Source organism: Methanomethylovorans sp., from assembly GCF_041447285.1.
Lineage (GTDB): Archaea > Halobacteriota > Methanosarcinia > Methanosarcinales > Methanosarcinaceae > Methanomethylovorans.
In genome coordinates, this window is record NZ_JBGMEB010000009.1 from 23,805 (window position 1) to 42,148 (window position 18,344).

An 18,344-nucleotide genomic window follows, 5' to 3' on the forward strand; every position below is an offset into this window, starting at 1 on the left:
TTCCTGAAAACAGGATAGGAGGAGCATATGAGGATTCTAATCGTTAGCGGGTTTCTGGGCAGTGGGAAAACCACTTCTGTGGTAAAGATAGGAAAGTATCTCAAAGAGAGAGGACATACTATTGCCGTCCTGGTCAATGATGTAGCAGATGTGGGAGTTGACGGGCAGGTCATAAGTGAAAACGGGCTGGATTCAAAAGAAATGCCAAGAGGGTGCATCTGCTGCACTCTTAAATACGCTCTGGAAGGAAATATTGCATTGATACAGGCCGAATCTAACCCCGATATACTCATAATTGAACCTACAGGAGTTGCTTTCCCTGACAGAATAAAAGAACAGATCGAAAAAATGGATTTTGGACCAGAGGTTACAATGGGCCCGATAATCTCATTGATTGACGGGAGCAAGTTCAGGCATATAATGGAACATTCAGAGTACGCTGCAACAAAACAGATGGAAAATGCCGACATTATAGTGATAAACAAGAAAGATCTGATGGAAAAAGAGGAAATATCTGCAGTAAAGAATGTAATCCGGGACATAAATGTAGATGCAGAGATCTTTTCAATTTCGTTTAAGGAAAAAGACCTTGCACTCATACAATTTATGAATGCTGTAGAGTCGTGGCTTGGAATGGAAGCCACCACAGGTTCAGCTATAAATATTGAAGATAACGATTGCCCGGATAACATGTGTGCATCCAATGACGACCACTTCGACCATTTCAATGTCAGCAGTTATGCGGACACATATCATATAGAACACACAATAGATACGGATACTGCGATCAATGCAGCGACCTCAATTATGAAAGACCTGAAAAATATGGTTCTTGCACTCAATCCCAAGTTTCTGGGTCATTTAAAAATGTTCCTGCACACCGAATCTATAGCTTTGAGAATCAGTGTGACATCTTATCTTGACAATCCAGAAGTGGAAGTGATCGACACCGATATTTCAGACCATGGTGAATTCACGGTCTTTGCTGCTGTAACTGAGGTGCATCGGGACGATCTTGCGCAGATCATCAAAAGATCAGTCATGGGAAACTCTTCCCATCTTGGAATCAGTATCTAAGTCACTTGCCTTTTTCTTTTTTTGCGGATCTGCTTTTTAAATTATATTTAAAAATCCAAGATGATTGAAGATCCTTTTATGTGAGAGGAGCACATACAGAACTACACATCTTAGCTTAATCACCCCCTGGCAAACTATATATACAGTTTTGCACAATATTCACACAGCCTACCAAAACCTATGATCGACAGAGGAGAAGATTTCATGAACAACGAAGAGATCCAGAAATTAGGAAAAGAACTTATAGACACACTTCATCTGAAAACATCACCTGTCGCTGTACATCTTGTTAAAGCAGATGAAGAACTACCCGCTGATATACCCAGAATAGGGGAAAACATAAGACATTGTCAGATGGTGGATAACACAAGACGAAAAGGATCTCAATTCTATGCAATACTTGATGATCACATGTGCAAAGGTGGAGCTGCAGTAATGGGGCTTACTGAAATGGGCGAGAAACTGAAAACAGGAGAAGTGTACTATCACCTTAATCATTTCGGATCACTTGATGCTGCGAAGAGCACTATGGAGAAAGTTCCACGAGTAGCAGGAAATTCAGTAAAAGCTGTAGTATACTCACCTCTTGAGAAAACTACTTTCAAACCTGACGTAGTATTGATCATTACAACCCCTAAGCAGGTAATGGAACTGTCACAGGCATTATTACACAAGAACGGCGGACGAGTCAATGCAAGCTTTGCCGGCAAACAAAGCGTTTGTGCAGACGGCGTAGCTTATCCATATCTCTCAGGAGAAGCAGGCGTAACCATAGGATGCAGCGGCAGCCGCAAGTACACAGAAATAAAGGAAGACGAGATGATCATGAGCATACCAGTGGACATGCTGCCGGGTCTTGTGGCATCTGCAAAAACGATGTTCAGTAACTGAACATCTTCTTTTTAGAACTTATACAAAAAGAAAGGGCTGTGTTCTTACACAGCTATGATCAGAGAACTTCCTGCGCTCTCTTGAAGATCAGATCAGCAATGAGCTCGTCGCTTCCAAGGGGCTTGCCGTACAGGATCTTTACCTGCTGTCCATTCATTTTGATGCTACCCTGTTTAGTCTCAGGATCCAGCTTCAATATACCTGGAATATCCTTGGTGATATGTACACCGGATGCAAGGAATACGGGCACAGCGACAATGGTACTCACACCAGTACCTTGGAATGAGAGTAATGCTTCTTCCAGAGAAGGAGTGCTCATTTCCATAAATCCGGCTTTTACAACGTATTCGGGGTGTTTTTTAGCAATAATAGCTGCGATCTCTGTAACAACCTGGTTGTTGTAAGGCAATCTGCTGCCATGGCCTATGGCCAGGATACCAATCTTTTCACTCATATATATCACCTTTTTGAAAAATTGTAACAATAAGTCTATTAAAAGTGTTACTTACTCGGAGGGTTGTAAGTTTTAATCAAATATAGTTCTTTTGCATTTATCCCGGAAAAAGGGAATAAAAACAATATAAGTTTCCCTATAGTACCCGATATTCGCCACTATACACGTACATATTGGGCTCTCTCACAAAACCCACGAGAGTCAGATCTGCTTCCTGTGCGAGTAACACAGCCTCTTTCACAGTAGCACCTTTACTCGCCATGAGAGGAAATCCCGAATATATGGCCTTTGACACCATAGTACCTGCAAGCCTGCCAGTAGTGACAAGAGCACACCTGGAAATATCTATGCCTTCTAGCAATGCCTTTCCTACTGCTTTGTCCACAGAACAGGAACGTCCGATATCCTCACAGAAAACAAGGATCTCGCCTGAAGTATTGCATACCAGTGAGGAATGGGCACCACCGGTCTTTTTCCAGGCATTGCCCCATTCCTTCAGTTTCCCCACTGCGTTGAATATTACTTGGGGGCTGAAAAACACATCCTTAGGCAAGAATGGACGATTCTTGGGAGTAAAGAGGGTTGTACCACACCTCTCCACGCGTCCTAGGTTGAACAGCTGAGAAGTATCAATATTGATCTCACAATCGATCCTTTTGGGACCTATATTAATAGAAAGTATATTTTGGACATCATCCCTTCCGATGAAACCTTCACATACCATGAATCCAACTGCAAGTTCGTCAAGTTCCCTGGGACTTGCATAAAAAGTAGTAAGATGGACATCATTGATGAAGAGGTCAAAAACCTCCTCAATAATAACATCCGCATCTATTCTTTTTCTTTGGACATCTGAGATCTCCGTGCACGCTATGTTAGTATAGAGAGAAGGAGGAACAAAACCTTCATCCCTCTTTCCTGATCCCTCCTCACCGGAAGAACTATTTGCGTGTTGGTTTTCTCTCATGCTTCCTTTAGTTTCTTAACTCTGTCAAACAACTGTTTCATGGTGTCTTCATTGCTCTTTGTGTAAGGGAACGGAGACTCAGTGAATGGTTGGAAGTACACAGGCACATCATCCAGCCTGTAGAAGGTACCGTCACATTCCATTGCATCGATTACACCAGGCAACACTACTTCAGAAACAGTGACAGTTGGACAGGGTGCAATGTCAATACATATAGTCGGTATCTGTGCCATATATTCTGCAGTTTCTGCAGGAATGTGATCCACAAGGTCAGCACTGAGCACGAACACAGCATCAGTATCCTTTTCCCTCAGCAGGTCCACACAGGTATACTCTCCGGGATTGTACCTCGGGTAGCCCCTTGAGAAATCCAGACCGAATGGATACCCATAGAGGTATGATGCCAGCTGGTTGAAACCTGCCACGTTGCAGTGCCCTCTAAGTGCACCCAGAACACACTTGGTATAGTTGTTCATTTCCTTTACGAGATTCAATGCTATCTCGATATTTCTGTGCTTTCCATAAGATGAAGATACACCAAGACCGACATAGATGGACACGAAATTTGACTCCTTCATCATTGTGACAACCTGCTCCATAACTTCGATGGGAATACCGGTTATCTCTTCAACTGAAGGATGAGGCTTCTTACCATTGACAATGGTAAACAATGCACTCAGCAGCTCATAGTCAGTATTGGGATTAAGCTGCACATGCAGATCAGAAGCCGCGGTTGTTGGAGTCTTTCTTGGATCTACCGTAACGATAGTACGATCGAACCTGCCCCTCTTAGTCCAGTAGCCTCTTGGGAAAACACCATATCTGGACATGTGCCTGGGCATGGATTCCAGAGGATTTGTTCCCCAATAGATGATCATGTCAGCCCTGTTCTTTGCCTGTCCTGCTGTAGCTCCTGACCTTCCAGCTTCCTGGATACCCATTGCCGTAGGCCCGTGACAGATAGTAGCATTGGAATCGACTGCACCACCGAGATATTCCCCCATATGCAAACCAACTTCCTGTGCCTCAATAGATGTTTCACTACCCATGAAGAAAAAGGGTCTTCTGGAATTTGCCAGAATCTGAGCAGCCCTGTCCAGAGCTTCGTCCCATGTTGCAGGCCTCAGCTTACCGTTCTCCCTTACCATGGGTTCCCTTATCCTATGATGGCTCACAACTTCCTGGAACTTGGCATTACCCATCTTACAGGCGTTCTGGACATCAATCGTATCGCCCTTAAAATCCACAACAACATCATCACATGATGCACCACATACCGGACATATAATATTCCTTGCAACCATTTTATTCACCTCCCATGTACACTTTGAGAACAACATCTTCCGCACTAAGCACTTCACCTTCAGAAGGCTCTATAGTCACAAGACTCCCTTTGTACAAAGGTGAACCTGTGGAGAAGGTCAATGGTTCAACTACCACGTTGGACCATATGGCCCTTGGCATGAAAACCTGTCCGGGCCTCATATCGTTAGTACATTTGGTGTATACTACAACTGAACGCTGTCCATCCCTTCTTATGACCTTTACCTTCTCAGGGAATCCCAATGCTGCATAATCCACTTCATTAAGCCAGCAGACTGCACATTCCTTTATGTATGCGTCAGTATATTTGCTACCACCTTTGGCAAGCCTGCCTTCGTCGATAGTACTTCCAGTATTAAGCAATGCTTCAATGCACACCATTTTACAGACCCCCGTTGAATTCGCTTGATACGTACATTATGCCTTTTACCTTCTGAGGCATTGCATAGTCACCTGCGAATTTCTTGTACTCGCCTGGACATTCAATGTCACCGAACTTGAGATCTTTTTCTACGTCCTGGTACTGGAAACCTGGCGTGAATCTGGAAATGTGGCCTCCCACAACAATGATACCGTTGGTCATCTCAGCACCCACGGTCCTGAAAGCGTTGCCCTTAACAACAATCAGACCTCCGTTTGCACGGATACCACAGAAATTATCCACATTACCATTGACAATAATCTCTCCGCCGCTGATGCCGCCGCCTAGCTGGTTCATTGCATTACCATCGATAACAATACGGCCACCTGTCATACCATGCCAGCTGCCACGGTAAGCACATCCTACGTGATCCTTAGTGTTGCCTTTGATATGAAGCAGGCCACCTATCATTTCCATGCCTGCCCAGGATTCTGCGTCGCCCTCGACAACTATCTCCCCACCAGCCATCGCGGAGCCAACGTGCATTCCTGCATCGCCTTTTATGATTACTTTTCCAGCAGTCATCTGCTGACCGATCCTCTTAACTCTTGGAACATTACCATCAACAATGATAGTAGTTTCCTGTGCAGAGCTTCCTCCGTTGCCCTGTACGTCAAAGAAATTGGAAAGAGGAAACTCTCTTGGACCCTGCCATACGATCAGTGCACCAATCTCTGCTGCACTCTTGCCGGCGAAATTATCAGGAGTGATAACCTCTGCTTCCACCATTATATCAATATCAGTTTTTGGTCTTAGTGTAACTTCTGCCATTGAATCACCTCAACGGATTCACGGTCATAGGAGTTGGATTTGCAAGGTACCTCTCAGGCGTTGGATAGTTAGAGAAGCCTAGAGTGTAGTACTTGAACCACTCCTTTACATCTTCAAGCATGTGTTTTTCATCAGCATCCGGTACCTTGATGTCGGCGTAGAAGGTCCTCTTCTGAGGCACTGCCACGATCTCACCCTGGCGGGCAACGATCTCTCCATCCTTAATGGTATATTCTGAATTCTGCAGGTTCCTTATCAAGGACTCATAGTCATTCACATCGAGCTTTGTCGGATCAATGTTATAAATACACACATCACCGTCAGCTCCTACACCAAGAGTTCCTTTCCTGTACGCCATACCAATGGTCCTTGCAGGGTTGGCACGGGTTAGGATAGCCAGATCATAAAGGGACATTTCTCTTTCCTCGCCGCCAATACCGCTCCTGTCGTTAGCCCATTTATGACATTCTCTCATGGTATCCTGCCTGGCCTTGAGGGACATGAGCCATGCCATAACAAGTGGATACTTTATGAAAGGACCACCGTTGGGGCTGTCAGTAGTCATGATGGACTTCCAGGGATCCTTTACGTACAACAGCACTTCCAGACCCATTGCCCACTGCACACTGTGTACAGCGTTTGTCTTAAGGTATGTGAATGGAAGTATACCTGAACCACATTCACACTCTACATCTGTGTTAGACCACTTGTTACCGGTCAGTACACTTAGATCGTGTATAGAAGGACCATCACCGGTCATACAAGTTGCTTCACCGAAAGGTACACATCCACTGTCCATGACAACATGATCCACACTGTTAACATAGTCGGTTATACCCTTCACACCGGATTCGAAATCTCTCCAGGAGGTTCCACCGAATGCATTGAATTGGCAGTGTGTCAGATAAACGGACTCATGCCTCTTTGCATTCATCTTTGTTTCTGCCCATTCCACATCAACATTAGGTTTAGCCTTCACATTGCTTGGTATCTTAAGAGATTCCTTTGTGGTCTCCCAGCAGCCGGGATGACCCAGGTTGTTAGCGTGCAGGTGCAATGGCATTGGGAAACCAAGATGTTCATTGATCTCTGCCAGGTTCTTAATAATGTCTGTAGGAGTGACCTCAAAGTGGATGTTGGCTTGGTCCAGAGAGTGAACATTCTCTCCCCAGCCCCAGTTCTCTACACCAGCAGGGTTTACACATTTTATACCGTAAGTCTTATGGGTCCTCATCATCCAGGCTACATATGCTGCTGCCTTTTCGAAGTCTCCTTCTTTCATATACCTCATAAGGAACCAGTTGTTCCCCAATACAAGGTACCCGCCCATGTCCAGCAGAGGTGTTGCACGCATCTCTTCATGAGTGTGACGAGCTTCCATTGGAGGCACAGCTGCTTCGAACACCGTGGTGTACCCCATCTTGGAATATTCATATCCCCCCAGATAAACAGTAGGAACCGTGTAACCTGAACCAGAATGGGTGATCGGGGTCTTCTTCATATAAGCTTTGTAATGATCTTCTGGCCTCATCATTCTACCAGCGTTGACCTTAGCACCGGCAACATGTGAGTGAGAATCCACACCACCCGCCATGACAGTCATACCACTGGCATCTATGACCTTTGCATTATCCATTTCAGATGCAGAAAGCTCTCTTACAACCTTTCCGTCTCTGATGAAAACATCCATCCTCTCTCCTTTGACTTCATTTAGAGGATCGAACACATAACCATTCTTTATTGCAATTGTTCCAGCCATATCTAACACTCCCTTCTCTCGAACCAGATGGCGTTCACTGGACATATCATGATACATGCACCATCTGAGCCACATACATCCTGATTGACTACCTTGACAGTACCATTCCTGACTTCGAGGATCTTTTTGCTCTCCACTTCATTAAGGTAACCTGCAGCAAGGTTCTTGTTGGCCTGGGCATTCACAGGACACATGATAACACAGTTGCCGCAACCAAGACAAGCTTCTTCATCTGTCATAATTACAGAAGTAAGAGTGGGCCTGGGTGCCTTGACATTGAGTAGCTTTTTCTCAATGATAGCTTTCTTATCAACCTCAGGGATTATCTGGGTCTTAGTTACAGTGATAGCATTTACAGGGCAAGCCATATCACATGCTCCACAGTAGATACAGGCATCTGCGCGCTGGGCAACCTTATCCACCCTCTCCCCGGCATCCCATTCCGGATTGTAAAGAGCATTACATGGACATGTATCAACACACGAGCGGCAAGCGGTACAGGTATTTTCATCCCTTACCCATGTTCCTGCAAACGGTTTCTGTACAGTGATAGCATTAACGGGACATACTGACGCACACCAGCCACAGTGTACACAACAGGAGTTATCGATCTTGGTCTCCCCATCAACTTTCGTACTGCCGTCTGATGCCAACCACTGCCTTACTTCTATGCACCCCTGAGGACATATCTGTTCGCATAATCCACAGTGTACACAACTGTCATTCACAGTTGTTGGTTTCAGTGAGAAGCTTACGTAGGTGTTGTCATTGATTGACTTTCCACCCTGCCTCATCTCCAATGCACCTGTGGGACAGGTCTTGGCACATATGCCACACATGATACAACCTGAGGGATCGTTTTCCAAATAGTCCTTATCAATAAGGCCTCTAGCAACAGCCCCCACGGAACCGATAGTAATGATTCCTTTAGGACATGCCATGACGCAAGTTCCACAGCCTATGCACTTCTCTGGAAGGTACATAAGTTGCTTGTCGTCTTTTGTTCCAAACACTACTTCATTCATCTGATCTACTCCGTAATCCTGCCTATAGTATGCATTGATAATAGTAAATCCAATGCAATAAGAATCGCCTCCTCTGAAGGCATAATTTCAATCATTCATGTTCTGAAACTGACAAGCCATCGCATTTTTTGGGATCAGGTAACATGCCTGAGGGGATGTGGCTGGTTACAGCACAGAATGCATACGATCCGCTTAAGAACGTACGCTTTATTTGTTGATGCCAAAGGTAGTGCAAATACAAGGATTGCTTCATTCCTTAGCATATTTTTATCCTACCAGAGGATTGTTACTATAAGTTACATGTATGTGTTATAAAATTATTGTTCTACACGTACGGGCGGCGCGAATTAACACGATTGAAGGTTACAAATCAACTCATTTTTCGACCATATTTTAAATATCATAATGCATACTTAGTTCCGAAAAGAGAACATTAAAGGATAAAACTGGTTCAAGGGAAAAGATTCTATGAGTTATACAGGACATGCATATGCTCTGGGTGCGGGCACAATAGTAAATGCAATAGCTACCTGGAAAGGTTCGGCTTTTGCAGTGGACCTAAAAACATTTGCCGATGTGGAACTTTGTGGTGGAAAAGGATGCATAGATGCTAGTATAGAAGGGCTGCCTGATGCTGATACACGGTTGATAAAAAGAACTGTGGAACTGGTATTACAACATTTCAACGCAGATATGCATGGTTCTGTCAAGACAAAAAGTGAAATACCACTTGCCAGTGGCTTAAAAAGCAGCAGTGCAGCAGCTAATGCCACAGTGCTTGCTACGCTGGATGCCCTAGGTGAAGAAATGGATCCCCTTGATGCCGTGAAAATAGGAGTGCAAGCTGCTTTGGACGTAGGCGTTAGTATTACCGGTGCCTTTGACGATGCATGTGCTTCTTTTTTTGGCGGAATCGTAGTTACAGATAATAAATTGAAAGAACTGGAACACAGAGATGAAAAAGAGAAAGATATACTCATATTTGCACCTGATAAAAAGTCATTTAGTGCGGCAACGAACGTAGCAAGGTCACGATCAATTGCTCCCTGGGTAGATATGGCATACAAAATGGCCCTAGAGGGAAACTATGAAGAGGCAATGACCCTTAATGGATTCCTTTATTGTGGTGCTCTGGGTTTTGATACTGAACCAATGATGAGAGCACTGGAAGTTGGGGTAAAGGGAGTCACACTTTCGGGTACAGGGCCTTCTTATGTTGCTTTTGTGGACTCGGCATCAGAACCAAAACTTCGTGAAAGCTGGTCCCAGCTTGGGATAAGCGGAAGCCTGATAAGTACTAAGATATATAATAAAAGAGCAAAAAAACTCACTGGCTGGGATAAAATATGAGCTCACTGGAAGAAGTACGTACTGAGATCCAACAAATAGACAGAGATATCGTTGGCCTCATTAAAAAGCGCACAGAACTTGCGGACAAGGTGCTGGAATCTAAAATAAAGGCAGGTCTTCCGATTAGTGATGAGAACCAGAACAAAGTAGTCCTTGAAAGAGCAGTGGACAATGCTATTGATTTTAACCTGGATACAAATCCAGTGAAATCTATATTTCAAATACTCATTGAAATGAGTATAGAAAGACAGCAGGAACTTAGCGGAAAAGGCAAGTTTCCCTGAGGAAGTATAAAATGGTAGATATAGCAGTAATAATGGGGTCAGAATCAGACCGTGCCATAGCGAATCGTGTAACAAGTATACTGGATGACAGCAAGTACACTTATGATATTCAGGTAATCTCAGCACATCGTAGTCCCGATACCCTTGATGAATATATTGCAGGAAGCAGTGCCAAGGTTTTTATTGCAATTGCAGGGTTATCTGCTGCATTACCAGGAGTTATTGCGTCGAAAACTAAAAAGCCGGTAATAGGAGTGCCAGTGAGTGCAAAAATGATGGGACTTGACGCATTATTATCAATTGCTCAGATGCCTCCGGGTGTGCCTGTAGCAAGTGTGGGAATAGATAATGGTGCAAATGCCGCACATCTTGCTATTAGAATACTTGACCTGCACTGAGCAGGTAAAGATTATTTATTATTGAAAAATTATCCTTGCTTGCTAAGCTTGAAAATACATTCCTCATCGCCATTGCCCATGGTTGAAAGCACTTCTATGGCAACTTCATCATCTATTCTTTCAGCCAATCTTGCAAAAGCTCCCCTTGTAAGATTGCACAGAATGGGGTTCAATTGTGCTTCCTGGGCTCCCCAGGGACATTTGGTTCCTTTTAAATAAAAAGAGGCATTATCTTGTGGACTGGGTTTGAATTCAAAACTGCCTCCAAGCTGGTTCATCAGCATGCAGCATGATTCTCCAAGAGGATTATTTTTAGTATTAAGATCTTTATCCACTAGATCTTCTAGCATTGATTCAACTACCATATACGTCATCTGGTGAATGATCATGTTCTTTTGTTCCAGTGGTACTGTTTTGAAAAGGGTTGGAATTATTCTTGTAAGCACAGATCTCACGCGGTTCTGCATTTCAAGTTTATCCTTTTCCTGCTGTAAACTGCTATGAAGGTGCTTGATTCTAAGAAGAGACCTTATTCTTGCACTGAGTTCCACTTTATCCACTGGTTTTATAAGAAAATCATCAGCACCAGCCTCTACACCCTTTATTCGATCTTCCCTGTTAGAGAGTGCTGTAACCATGACTACAGGTAAGAATTTAGTAACTTCACCCTTTTTAATTAGCTTACATACCTCATAACCGTTCATTTCAGGCATCATTATATCCAGCAGCACAATGTCCGGTTTTTCTTCATTAACTTTTTCAAGTGCTTCTTTCCCATTTGATGCGGAAACTGTAACATATTCAGAGCCCAAATATGCCTGAAGGAGTTCCACATTCATGGGCTCATCATCTACTATAAGCACTTTTGATTTAGGTTCATCTGGCATATTATTACCTCACATAGATATGTACTGCTGCAACGTAGGAATTTTTCATTCAAACACTAATAATATATTCTTTTTATAAAGAAGTTGTATGTCCTGAAACATAATACAGCACAATGCAAGGACCTTATAGTTTGTATTTTACCCGATGGATTGCATCTTAACTCATATCTACTATTTTGCCCTTGGCACCTTTCAGTTCTATTCCTGAAGCTGTGATGTCAAATAGGATTGAATCCAACGATATTGATGTATTACGCATTTTGGGAATATTCAGGAAGCGTTCCATTTTTCCGGTATAGGGATTTTCTTTTATGAACAGTTTTATAGCTCCATGGGTTGAATAATCAGCTACCTGATGAGTTATCTGGTATGCAGCATCGTCCATTACGTACACTACAGTTATCTTATTGGAAGCTAAGAGACGATTAAGAGTATCAAATTTGTCTCTAAACTGTTTGATATCCAAACCAAAGGCAAGTACTCCAAGATTATCCACGACCAATATATCAGTACCCTCGGGAACTAATTTGATCACATCGACAAGATCTATCTCACCAATGTTAAAACCTACTTGATCATGCCTGAATGACCGATCAAGATTGCACTCTTCGATGAGATCGATCTCAGTGTTATTGAAACCGTCTATAAGATTTGCAGCTCTGGCTACAGCTCCTGCTCTTAGTTCCAATATCTGTTTAATAGTAAGCAAACCCTTTTCTAAAAAAGGTTCTAGCCTCATGCCGAGCATTCCAGCTTGCTCAAGCAAATCTTCCGGAGACTCTTCGGTTGCTATGAGGACACATTTCTTACCATCCGAACAGGATTGGTACAACAGATGAAGGCCAAATATAGTTTTGCCGCTACCCGGAACACCCGTTAAAAGTATTCCTTTTCCACGTGGGTAACCTCCACCTATTTTTTTATCAAGATTTACTATACCTGTAGGGACGCGATCCATACTATCACCGAAGTTAAGAGATTGTTTTGTATAAACGGTTTATTATAATTAGAAGTATATATAGCTGCTCATCTTTTCGACAAATAACATTTGAAAGCATATACCCCATAATTTGATCTCTTGCAAAATATAGACTGAACATTAGAAATCAAATTTGAGACGAGATTTAATTTAAGATGATGCACATATTTACAGATTGCACTATTTTATCCAGAGACCGTATCGTAAAAACTACGGACTAACAAATCATATTGCCGGGAGGAGAAAATGAACCATGATATAAATATAAGAGTGGGAGGAGAAGCCGGACAAGGCATACAGACAATAGGACTTGCATTATCTAAGACCTTTCAAAAAAGTGGCTTATACGTTTTTTCAACACAATACTATTTATCACGGGTACGTGGTGGACATAATTATTTTCAGATAAGAGTAAGTGATCGCCCGATCAAAGCAATCTCCGATCAGTTGGACATGTTAATAGCACTGGATAGCGCATCAGTTGAAAAGCACATAGATGAGCTTAATGATGGAGTAGCGTTGCTAGACAGAGAAGAAGTGAAAGTTACAAAAGATGACGGACAGATATTCAACGTACCATTCCAACAGATAGCAAAAGATATGGGCGGCAGCAAACTGTATGCAAGCACTGTAGCTACGGGAGCTGTGCTGGGCTTGCTTTGTTTGGATTTGAAATTCCTGGAAGATATTCTAAAGGATACTTTTGCTAAAAAAGGAGAAGACATAATCAACAATAACATAAAAGCTGCAAGAGCTGGTTATGAATATGCTCAGGAAAACTATGCTGGAAAATGTAAATACTCTTTTGAAAAAGCTGACCAAAAAACAAATATGATGCTCATTGATGGAAATGATGCTGTTGGGCTTGGTGCACTTGCGGCAGGCGTGCAATTTCTTGCTTCCTACCCTATGACTCCTTCCACTGGAGTTATGAATTATGTAGCTGCACATGCAGACAGGTTCAATGTGGTAGTAGAACAGGCAGAAGATGAGATCAGTGCCCTTAATATGGTACTGGGAGCATCCTTTGCCGGTGCCAGAGCCATGACTACAACATCAGGGGGCGGGTTCTGCCTGATGGCCGAGGCTTTGGGGCTAGCAGGTATGACTGAGACTTCTGCAGTAATATTCCTTGGCCAGCGCCCGGGACCTGCCACAGGGCTACCTACAATGACCGAACAGGGCGATCTTTTGTTCGCATTGCATGCAGCACAAGGAGAATTTCCACGGTGCATACTTGCACCTAAGACCCCGGATGATGCATTTTACCTTACAGCCAAGGCTTTCAACCTGGCTGACAAGTACCAGATACCTGTATTCATCATGAGTGATCAATACCTTGCAGACTCCCAATTCACATGTGAAAGGTTCGATCTTTCAAAGATCACAATTGACAGACACTTGTTGTCTGATGACGAACTTGTATCTATGGAAACATACAAACGCTATGCCATTACTCCTGATGGCATTTCACCCCGTGCTCTACCTGGCCTGAGTAAACATGTGGTGGTTGCCGACAGCGATGAGCACAACGAAGAAGGACATATTGACCAGACTGCTGAGAACCGTATCATCATGATGGAAAAAAGAATGAGGAAATTTAGTGGACTTAAGATGGAGATGGAGCCCCCTGAAGTATATGGACCTCATGAAGCAGATGTTACTCTTATTGGATGGGGATCATCATATGGCCCCCTTACAGAGACTGTGGATCTTCTGAACGAAGAAGGACAAAGCGTAAACCTTGTACATTTCACTCATATATTCCCGATAGATAAAGGATCTGTAAGGGACATAATATCGAATAAAGGAACTACAGTATGTGTGGAAAGCAATGCAACTGGTCAATTTGCAAAATTATTGAAAACGGAAGCTGACATTTCTGTTGACATGAATTTGCTGAGGTATGACGGTATGCCCTTCACACCCGGATATATAATACGTGCCCTGCATGAAAAGAAGGTGATCTGATGGTCACAATAGATGACTACCTAGAATTCGAAACTGAATGGTGCCCAGGATGCGGTAATTTTGGAATACTTAAAGCCATCAAGAAAGCACTGGTGAACCTCGGAAAGGAGCCGCATGAAGTTCTGATAGTATCCGGCATAGGACAGGCAGGCAAGCTGCCCCACTACATGAAATGCAATACATTTAATGGGCTGCATGGAAGAACACTGCCACCAGCTACTGGAGCAAAAATAGCCAACCATGAGTTAACAGTCCTGACGGTCGGAGGTGACGGGGATGCCTATGGCGAGGGTGGTAATCATATAATACATGCTATCAGACGCAATCCAAACATAACCGCTATAGTGCATGATAACCAGATATATGGCCTTACTAAGGGCCAGGCTTCCCCTACAAGTGAGCTGGGCATGAAAACCAAGGTCCAGACACATGGAGTATTTAATACGCCGCTCAATCCCCTGGCACTTGCTATTTCCTTAGACTGCTCCTTTGTGGCAAGAGGATATGCAGGAAATATTGAACATCTGATAGGTATCCTGGAGGAAGCGATTAATCATCGGGGTTTTGCACTCGTAGATATACTGCAACCTTGCGTATCTTTTAATAAACTGAACACATTCAAGTGGTATGCAGAGAGAGTGTATAGGCTTGATGAAGAAGGATACGTGCCTGATGATAGGATAACTGCTTTTGAGAGGTCTTTGGAATGGGGAGATAAAATTCCCATAGGGGTATTTTACAAGAAAGAAAAACCCATCCTTGAAGATGGATTTAGTATACTAAAAGAAGGAAAACTTATCAGCAGGCCCAAAGATCAGGCACATATAGATGAATTAATAGATACTTTTATGTGACCTTTAAAGGTCACTTTACACATTTGCCATTCTTATTTTTGCTCTTTAAAGTGCCCTTCAGTACTACCAGCTCTTCAAAAAAACACTTTTCTCTTGACACTATTTCTGTTTCAAGACCAACTTCTTGCATCCACGACTGTGTCTGCCCAATACCCGTAAGTGAGGAAACCAATACTAGAACGGTTCCAGTAGCACAAAGGTGTAGACAAACACCTTCAAGGAACCTGCGTAGGGGTTCCGTGCCGTCAACACCACCATCAAAAGCATAGTTGAGCCACCCAGGAACCTTATCGTCATCTAAAGTGGGAAGATAAGGAGGGTTGAAAATGATCATATCAAAACACTGAACTGGCTTGAAAGCAGAGAACATGTCTGCTCTGATGGTAGAAACACCATTACTACAGGCGCATTTCACTGCATGTGGATTTATGTCTGTAGCGAGAAGATCCACATCCATGTTGGCTTGTATTACCGCAGAAACAAAACCTGTGCCTGTACCTATTTCCAATATTCTGAAACCCTTTTTTGCAAAAGTAAGTGCCGCATCTGCAAGAAGAAAGGAGTCTTCTGCCGGCTCATACACATCATCCACAAATTCCACACAGGCATTTCGGTAAGTGATGCAGGGCATCATGCCTCCTGCTGCAGTGCAAGAATCATATTGGATAATGCAGCAAGTTGTTCCGGATCCAGGTTCTCGGGTCTTAATGCCACCATATCTTCCGGCAGCTTGGAAACAACATGCTTAACATCCCTTATGCCTAGCATGTGATTGCTTTCTAGGATAGCATTTCTTATTTTCTTTCTCCTTTTAGTAAAAATAGCCGTAACGAACTTCAGGAAAAAGTCTCTGTCAGTTACAGCAAAAGGAGCCGGACGAGGACAAATCTTCACAACTGCAGACTCTACTTGAGGAGGAGGCGAAAAAACACCTTTTGGAACCTTCATTATAACTGAAGCATCTGCAAAGTATGCAGTGTTAACTGTTAATCTGCTATAGTCACCTGAACCGGGCTTTGCAACCATGCGCTGGGCGAACTCATATTGATACATAAGTATACCCAACTTAAAATCATGCTTGAACAATTTGAATGTGATTTCAGAAGAGATAGAATAAGGAAGGTTTGCAACCACTTTATCAAAAGGAGGTAATGTTACCTCCAAAACGTCACCGTGAATAAGCTGTAGTTTTTCCTCACCCTTGAAACGGTCTTCCAACACAGATATAAGCTTAGGATCAAGTTCTATTGCTATCACTTTAGCTGCAAGGGGCAATAAACGCTCTGTGAGATTACCTATACCAGCACCAATTTCCAGAACAGTTTCCCCTGAAGCAATATTCGCAGACTCAACTATCCTGTCCAGTATCCTCTCATCCACCAGAAAATGCTGGTCATGCTGCCCCCCATATATGCCATAATGGCGCAGGATACTGCGAACCAAGGACCTATTCACCCTTTATTCTTGCTTAGCACGACGCATAGGTGTGGTAAAGAGCCTGTATTTGATATTATCATCTTTGAGCTCTTCAATTATACGGTTAGATATGATCTTTTGAGGAGAATGCAGGCTCCCTATTCTTCCATGTAGTTCCTTAAGACTTGTAAACTCGCCCTTTTTGCGCTCATCAATGATAGCCCACATGAGTTTCTTTCCAATGCCCGGAAGTAGCTCCAGCATATGCAACCGATTGGTGATCGGATGAGCATCATTAAAGAAATCTACAAAACGCTGCTCATTGAGAAGCACTATTTGTTCAAGTATATATGGAAGCTCCAGCTGAGACCCATGACTTAGCTCATTGAAACTAATCCTGTGCTTGACATGATCGATGATATCACGGTCCCCTTCACCAATGTAAACCCTCGACTGGATCTGAGGAACTGCGTTTTCCTTTGGCACCAGTTCCATGAGGACAAAGTGTTTTTCTCCTACAGCCTGAACGATAGGTTTTTTCTGATAGGAAGGCTTGGAATCCACACTACTGCCATAAGGCAGGTAATCTATGATCCATGCATAATCCTCTCGATCAGGTGATTTTCCCCTAGTAATCATACTAAACACTTCCGTGAAACTAACCGCTAATGATTGCGTACAAAATCAAAATAGAAATGAGATTTTCAAATATAAATCTATTCTACTGCCTCACTCACAAGGTCCAATATCGAGTCCAGCTCTGCTTCGGAAAGTGTATACCTTTCCTTTGCATACAAGGTTCTAAGCTCATCCCTGCTCTGAGGAACCAGATCAGCTATCCTTACAGCGATCTCTGGCTTCATCTTTTCCAGCTCCATGAGCTTGTTAACGAGTTCCCTTGACTTCTGGGCGCTCATCCTTGAGAACATCTCCGCATGGTTTATAGCTTTGCGTAGCTCATACCGGAGCTCTTCCTCTCTGCTCAGGCGCTCCTCCATGATCTCATTGAGCATCTCCCTGACCTCTGAGATTGTCAGAAGTTCTTCACTTAGAATGTTCTTTACTATCATCTAAATACACTCTTAATGTATCCTACAGTATATGGAACTCTATATCGATAAATATATACTGATATACTAAAACATCAAGATATATCTATCGATAATAAGCTAAAGCGTTGCCAGTGAAGGTATAAGAATACCATCACTTTTGAGGTTTCAGGTGCTGTGGAAGAGAAATGACCTCTTTCATAGAGTTCCCGTCTCTCACCTGTAATAAATAGGCTCTGCCCCTCTGCCCAAGTACTTTACCTGTGCTTCCCTGGAACTTAGGGTTTGGCATTCCTTTTTGGACGCTTGGATCGATATCGATGTGTACCATCTGCCCGTTATCGAATTCCTGAATAGCCTTACTTACAGGGGAAATTCCTCTTTCCCTTATAGTCTTCTTCAATTTGTACCTTGTACAGTGTCTCTCACCATGTGACATAATTCTTCTCCGTTGTATTGTGATTAATG

The 18,344-nt window shown here is 43.1% G+C and carries 21 protein-coding genes; 7 read left to right on the forward strand and 14 right to left on the reverse strand.

Translation table 11 applies throughout. The features are described 5' to 3' along the window. Nucleotides 1-27 precede the first annotated feature (27 nt). A complete protein-coding gene (locus ACC612_RS06225) occupies nucleotides 28-1,077 on the forward strand; it encodes a GTP-binding protein (protein WP_371853634.1) in 1,050 nt (349 codons plus the stop codon). A 204-nt stretch (nucleotides 1,078-1,281) separates the two neighbouring features. Continuing rightward, the gene (locus ACC612_RS06230; RefSeq protein ID WP_371853635.1) at nucleotides 1,282-1,968 is read left to right on the forward strand and encodes a DUF169 domain-containing protein; all 687 of its coding nucleotides are present in this window, start codon (nucleotides 1,282-1,284) and stop codon (nucleotides 1,966-1,968) included. Nucleotides 1,969-2,026: 58 nt separating this feature from the next. On the opposite strand, the gene cfbA is transcribed toward ACC612_RS06230, so the two are convergent. From cfbA to ACC612_RS06265, 7 genes are all read right to left on the reverse strand, one after another. After that, on the reverse strand, nucleotides 2,027-2,428 hold the full coding sequence (gene cfbA / locus ACC612_RS06235; protein ID WP_371853751.1) for a sirohydrochlorin nickelochelatase: 402 nt from the start codon (nucleotides 2,426-2,428) through the stop codon (nucleotides 2,027-2,029). Nucleotides 2,429-2,558: 130 nt separating this feature from the next. Then, nucleotides 2,559-3,389: a formate dehydrogenase accessory sulfurtransferase FdhD gene (gene fdhD / locus ACC612_RS06240; protein WP_371853636.1), complete on the reverse strand. Its 831-nt coding sequence runs from the start codon at nucleotides 3,387-3,389 to the stop codon at nucleotides 2,559-2,561. After that, the gene (locus ACC612_RS06245) at nucleotides 3,386-4,693 is read right to left on the reverse strand and encodes a formylmethanofuran dehydrogenase subunit B (RefSeq protein WP_371853637.1); all 1,308 of its coding nucleotides are present in this window, start codon (nucleotides 4,691-4,693) and stop codon (nucleotides 3,386-3,388) included. The genes fdhD and ACC612_RS06245 overlap by 4 nt, the downstream gene beginning before the upstream one ends. Nucleotide 4,694: 1 nt before the next feature. Next, nucleotides 4,695-5,084 (reverse strand): molybdopterin dinucleotide binding domain-containing protein, encoded by a 390-nt coding sequence (locus tag ACC612_RS06250; protein ID WP_371853752.1) that lies wholly within the window; start codon nucleotides 5,082-5,084, stop codon nucleotides 4,695-4,697. A gap of 10 nt (nucleotides 5,085-5,094) precedes the next feature. Beyond that, entirely contained in the window at nucleotides 5,095-5,904 is an 810-nt protein-coding gene (locus ACC612_RS06255; RefSeq protein ID WP_371853638.1) for a formylmethanofuran dehydrogenase subunit C, read from the reverse strand. Nucleotides 5,905-5,908: 4 nt separating this feature from the next. Beyond that, nucleotides 5,909-7,663, reverse strand: coding sequence for a formylmethanofuran dehydrogenase subunit A (locus ACC612_RS06260; protein ID WP_371853639.1), 1,755 nt, complete (start codon nucleotides 7,661-7,663; stop codon nucleotides 5,909-5,911). A gap of 2 nt (nucleotides 7,664-7,665) precedes the next feature. Further along, entirely contained in the window at nucleotides 7,666-8,688 is a 1,023-nt protein-coding gene (locus tag ACC612_RS06265) for a 4Fe-4S binding protein (RefSeq protein ID WP_371853640.1), read from the reverse strand. Between the two features lie 468 nt (nucleotides 8,689-9,156). Here ACC612_RS06265 and ACC612_RS06270 point away from each other — a divergent pair, with 468 nt between their 5' ends. Genes ACC612_RS06270 through purE form a run of 3 tightly spaced genes read left to right on the forward strand, consistent with a single transcriptional unit; the run spans nucleotide 9,157 to nucleotide 10,720 of the window. Then, entirely contained in the window at nucleotides 9,157-10,038 is an 882-nt protein-coding gene (locus ACC612_RS06270; protein WP_371853641.1) for a shikimate kinase, read from the forward strand. Beyond that, nucleotides 10,035-10,322, forward strand: a complete 288-nt coding sequence (locus ACC612_RS06275; protein WP_371853642.1) for a chorismate mutase — start codon at nucleotides 10,035-10,037, stop codon at nucleotides 10,320-10,322. The genes ACC612_RS06270 and ACC612_RS06275 overlap by 4 nt, the downstream gene beginning before the upstream one ends. 11 nt (nucleotides 10,323-10,333) lie before the next feature. Beyond that, entirely contained in the window at nucleotides 10,334-10,720 is a 387-nt protein-coding gene (gene purE, locus ACC612_RS06280) for a 5-(carboxyamino)imidazole ribonucleotide mutase (RefSeq protein WP_371853643.1), read from the forward strand. 29 nt (nucleotides 10,721-10,749) lie between these two features. Here the strand turns inward: purE and ACC612_RS06285 are convergent, their stop codons facing one another. After that, complete coding sequence (locus ACC612_RS06285; protein WP_371853644.1) at nucleotides 10,750-11,607, reverse strand: methanogen output domain 1-containing protein; 858 nt, start codon at nucleotides 11,605-11,607, stop codon at nucleotides 10,750-10,752. A 157-nt stretch (nucleotides 11,608-11,764) separates the two neighbouring features. After that, nucleotides 11,765-12,565 (reverse strand): RAD55 family ATPase, encoded by an 801-nt coding sequence (locus tag ACC612_RS06290; RefSeq protein WP_371853645.1) that lies wholly within the window; start codon nucleotides 12,563-12,565, stop codon nucleotides 11,765-11,767. Nucleotides 12,566-12,832: 267 nt separating this feature from the next. Between ACC612_RS06290 and ACC612_RS06295 the strand changes: the two genes are divergently transcribed. Next, entirely contained in the window at nucleotides 12,833-14,557 is a 1,725-nt protein-coding gene (locus ACC612_RS06295) for a 2-oxoacid:acceptor oxidoreductase subunit alpha (protein ID WP_371853647.1), read from the forward strand. Then, the gene (locus ACC612_RS06300; RefSeq protein ID WP_371853648.1) at nucleotides 14,557-15,411 is read left to right on the forward strand and encodes a 2-oxoacid:ferredoxin oxidoreductase subunit beta; all 855 of its coding nucleotides are present in this window, start codon (nucleotides 14,557-14,559) and stop codon (nucleotides 15,409-15,411) included. The genes ACC612_RS06295 and ACC612_RS06300 overlap by 1 nt, the downstream gene beginning before the upstream one ends. Before the next feature lie 10 nt (nucleotides 15,412-15,421). Here ACC612_RS06300 and ACC612_RS06305 read toward each other — a convergent pair whose 3' ends face one another. From ACC612_RS06305 to ACC612_RS06325, 5 genes are all read right to left on the reverse strand, one after another. Next, a complete protein-coding gene (locus ACC612_RS06305; protein WP_371853649.1) occupies nucleotides 15,422-16,042 on the reverse strand; it encodes a HemK2/MTQ2 family protein methyltransferase in 621 nt (206 codons plus the stop codon). Further along, entirely contained in the window at nucleotides 16,042-16,854 is an 813-nt protein-coding gene (rsmA, locus tag ACC612_RS06310; RefSeq protein ID WP_371853650.1) for a 16S rRNA (adenine(1518)-N(6)/adenine(1519)-N(6))-dimethyltransferase RsmA, read from the reverse strand. The genes ACC612_RS06305 and rsmA overlap by 1 nt, the downstream gene beginning before the upstream one ends. A gap of 15 nt (nucleotides 16,855-16,869) precedes the next feature. Further along, complete coding sequence (locus tag ACC612_RS06315; RefSeq protein WP_371853651.1) at nucleotides 16,870-17,466, reverse strand: DUF655 domain-containing protein; 597 nt, start codon at nucleotides 17,464-17,466, stop codon at nucleotides 16,870-16,872. Nucleotides 17,467-17,543: 77 nt separating this feature from the next. Continuing rightward, on the reverse strand, nucleotides 17,544-17,897 hold the full coding sequence (locus ACC612_RS06320) for an RNA polymerase Rpb4 family protein (RefSeq protein ID WP_371853652.1): 354 nt from the start codon (nucleotides 17,895-17,897) through the stop codon (nucleotides 17,544-17,546). Nucleotides 17,898-18,030: 133 nt separating this feature from the next. After that, a complete protein-coding gene (locus tag ACC612_RS06325; protein ID WP_371853653.1) occupies nucleotides 18,031-18,315 on the reverse strand; it encodes a 50S ribosomal protein L21e in 285 nt (94 codons plus the stop codon). Nucleotides 18,316-18,344: the final 29 nt, after the last annotated feature.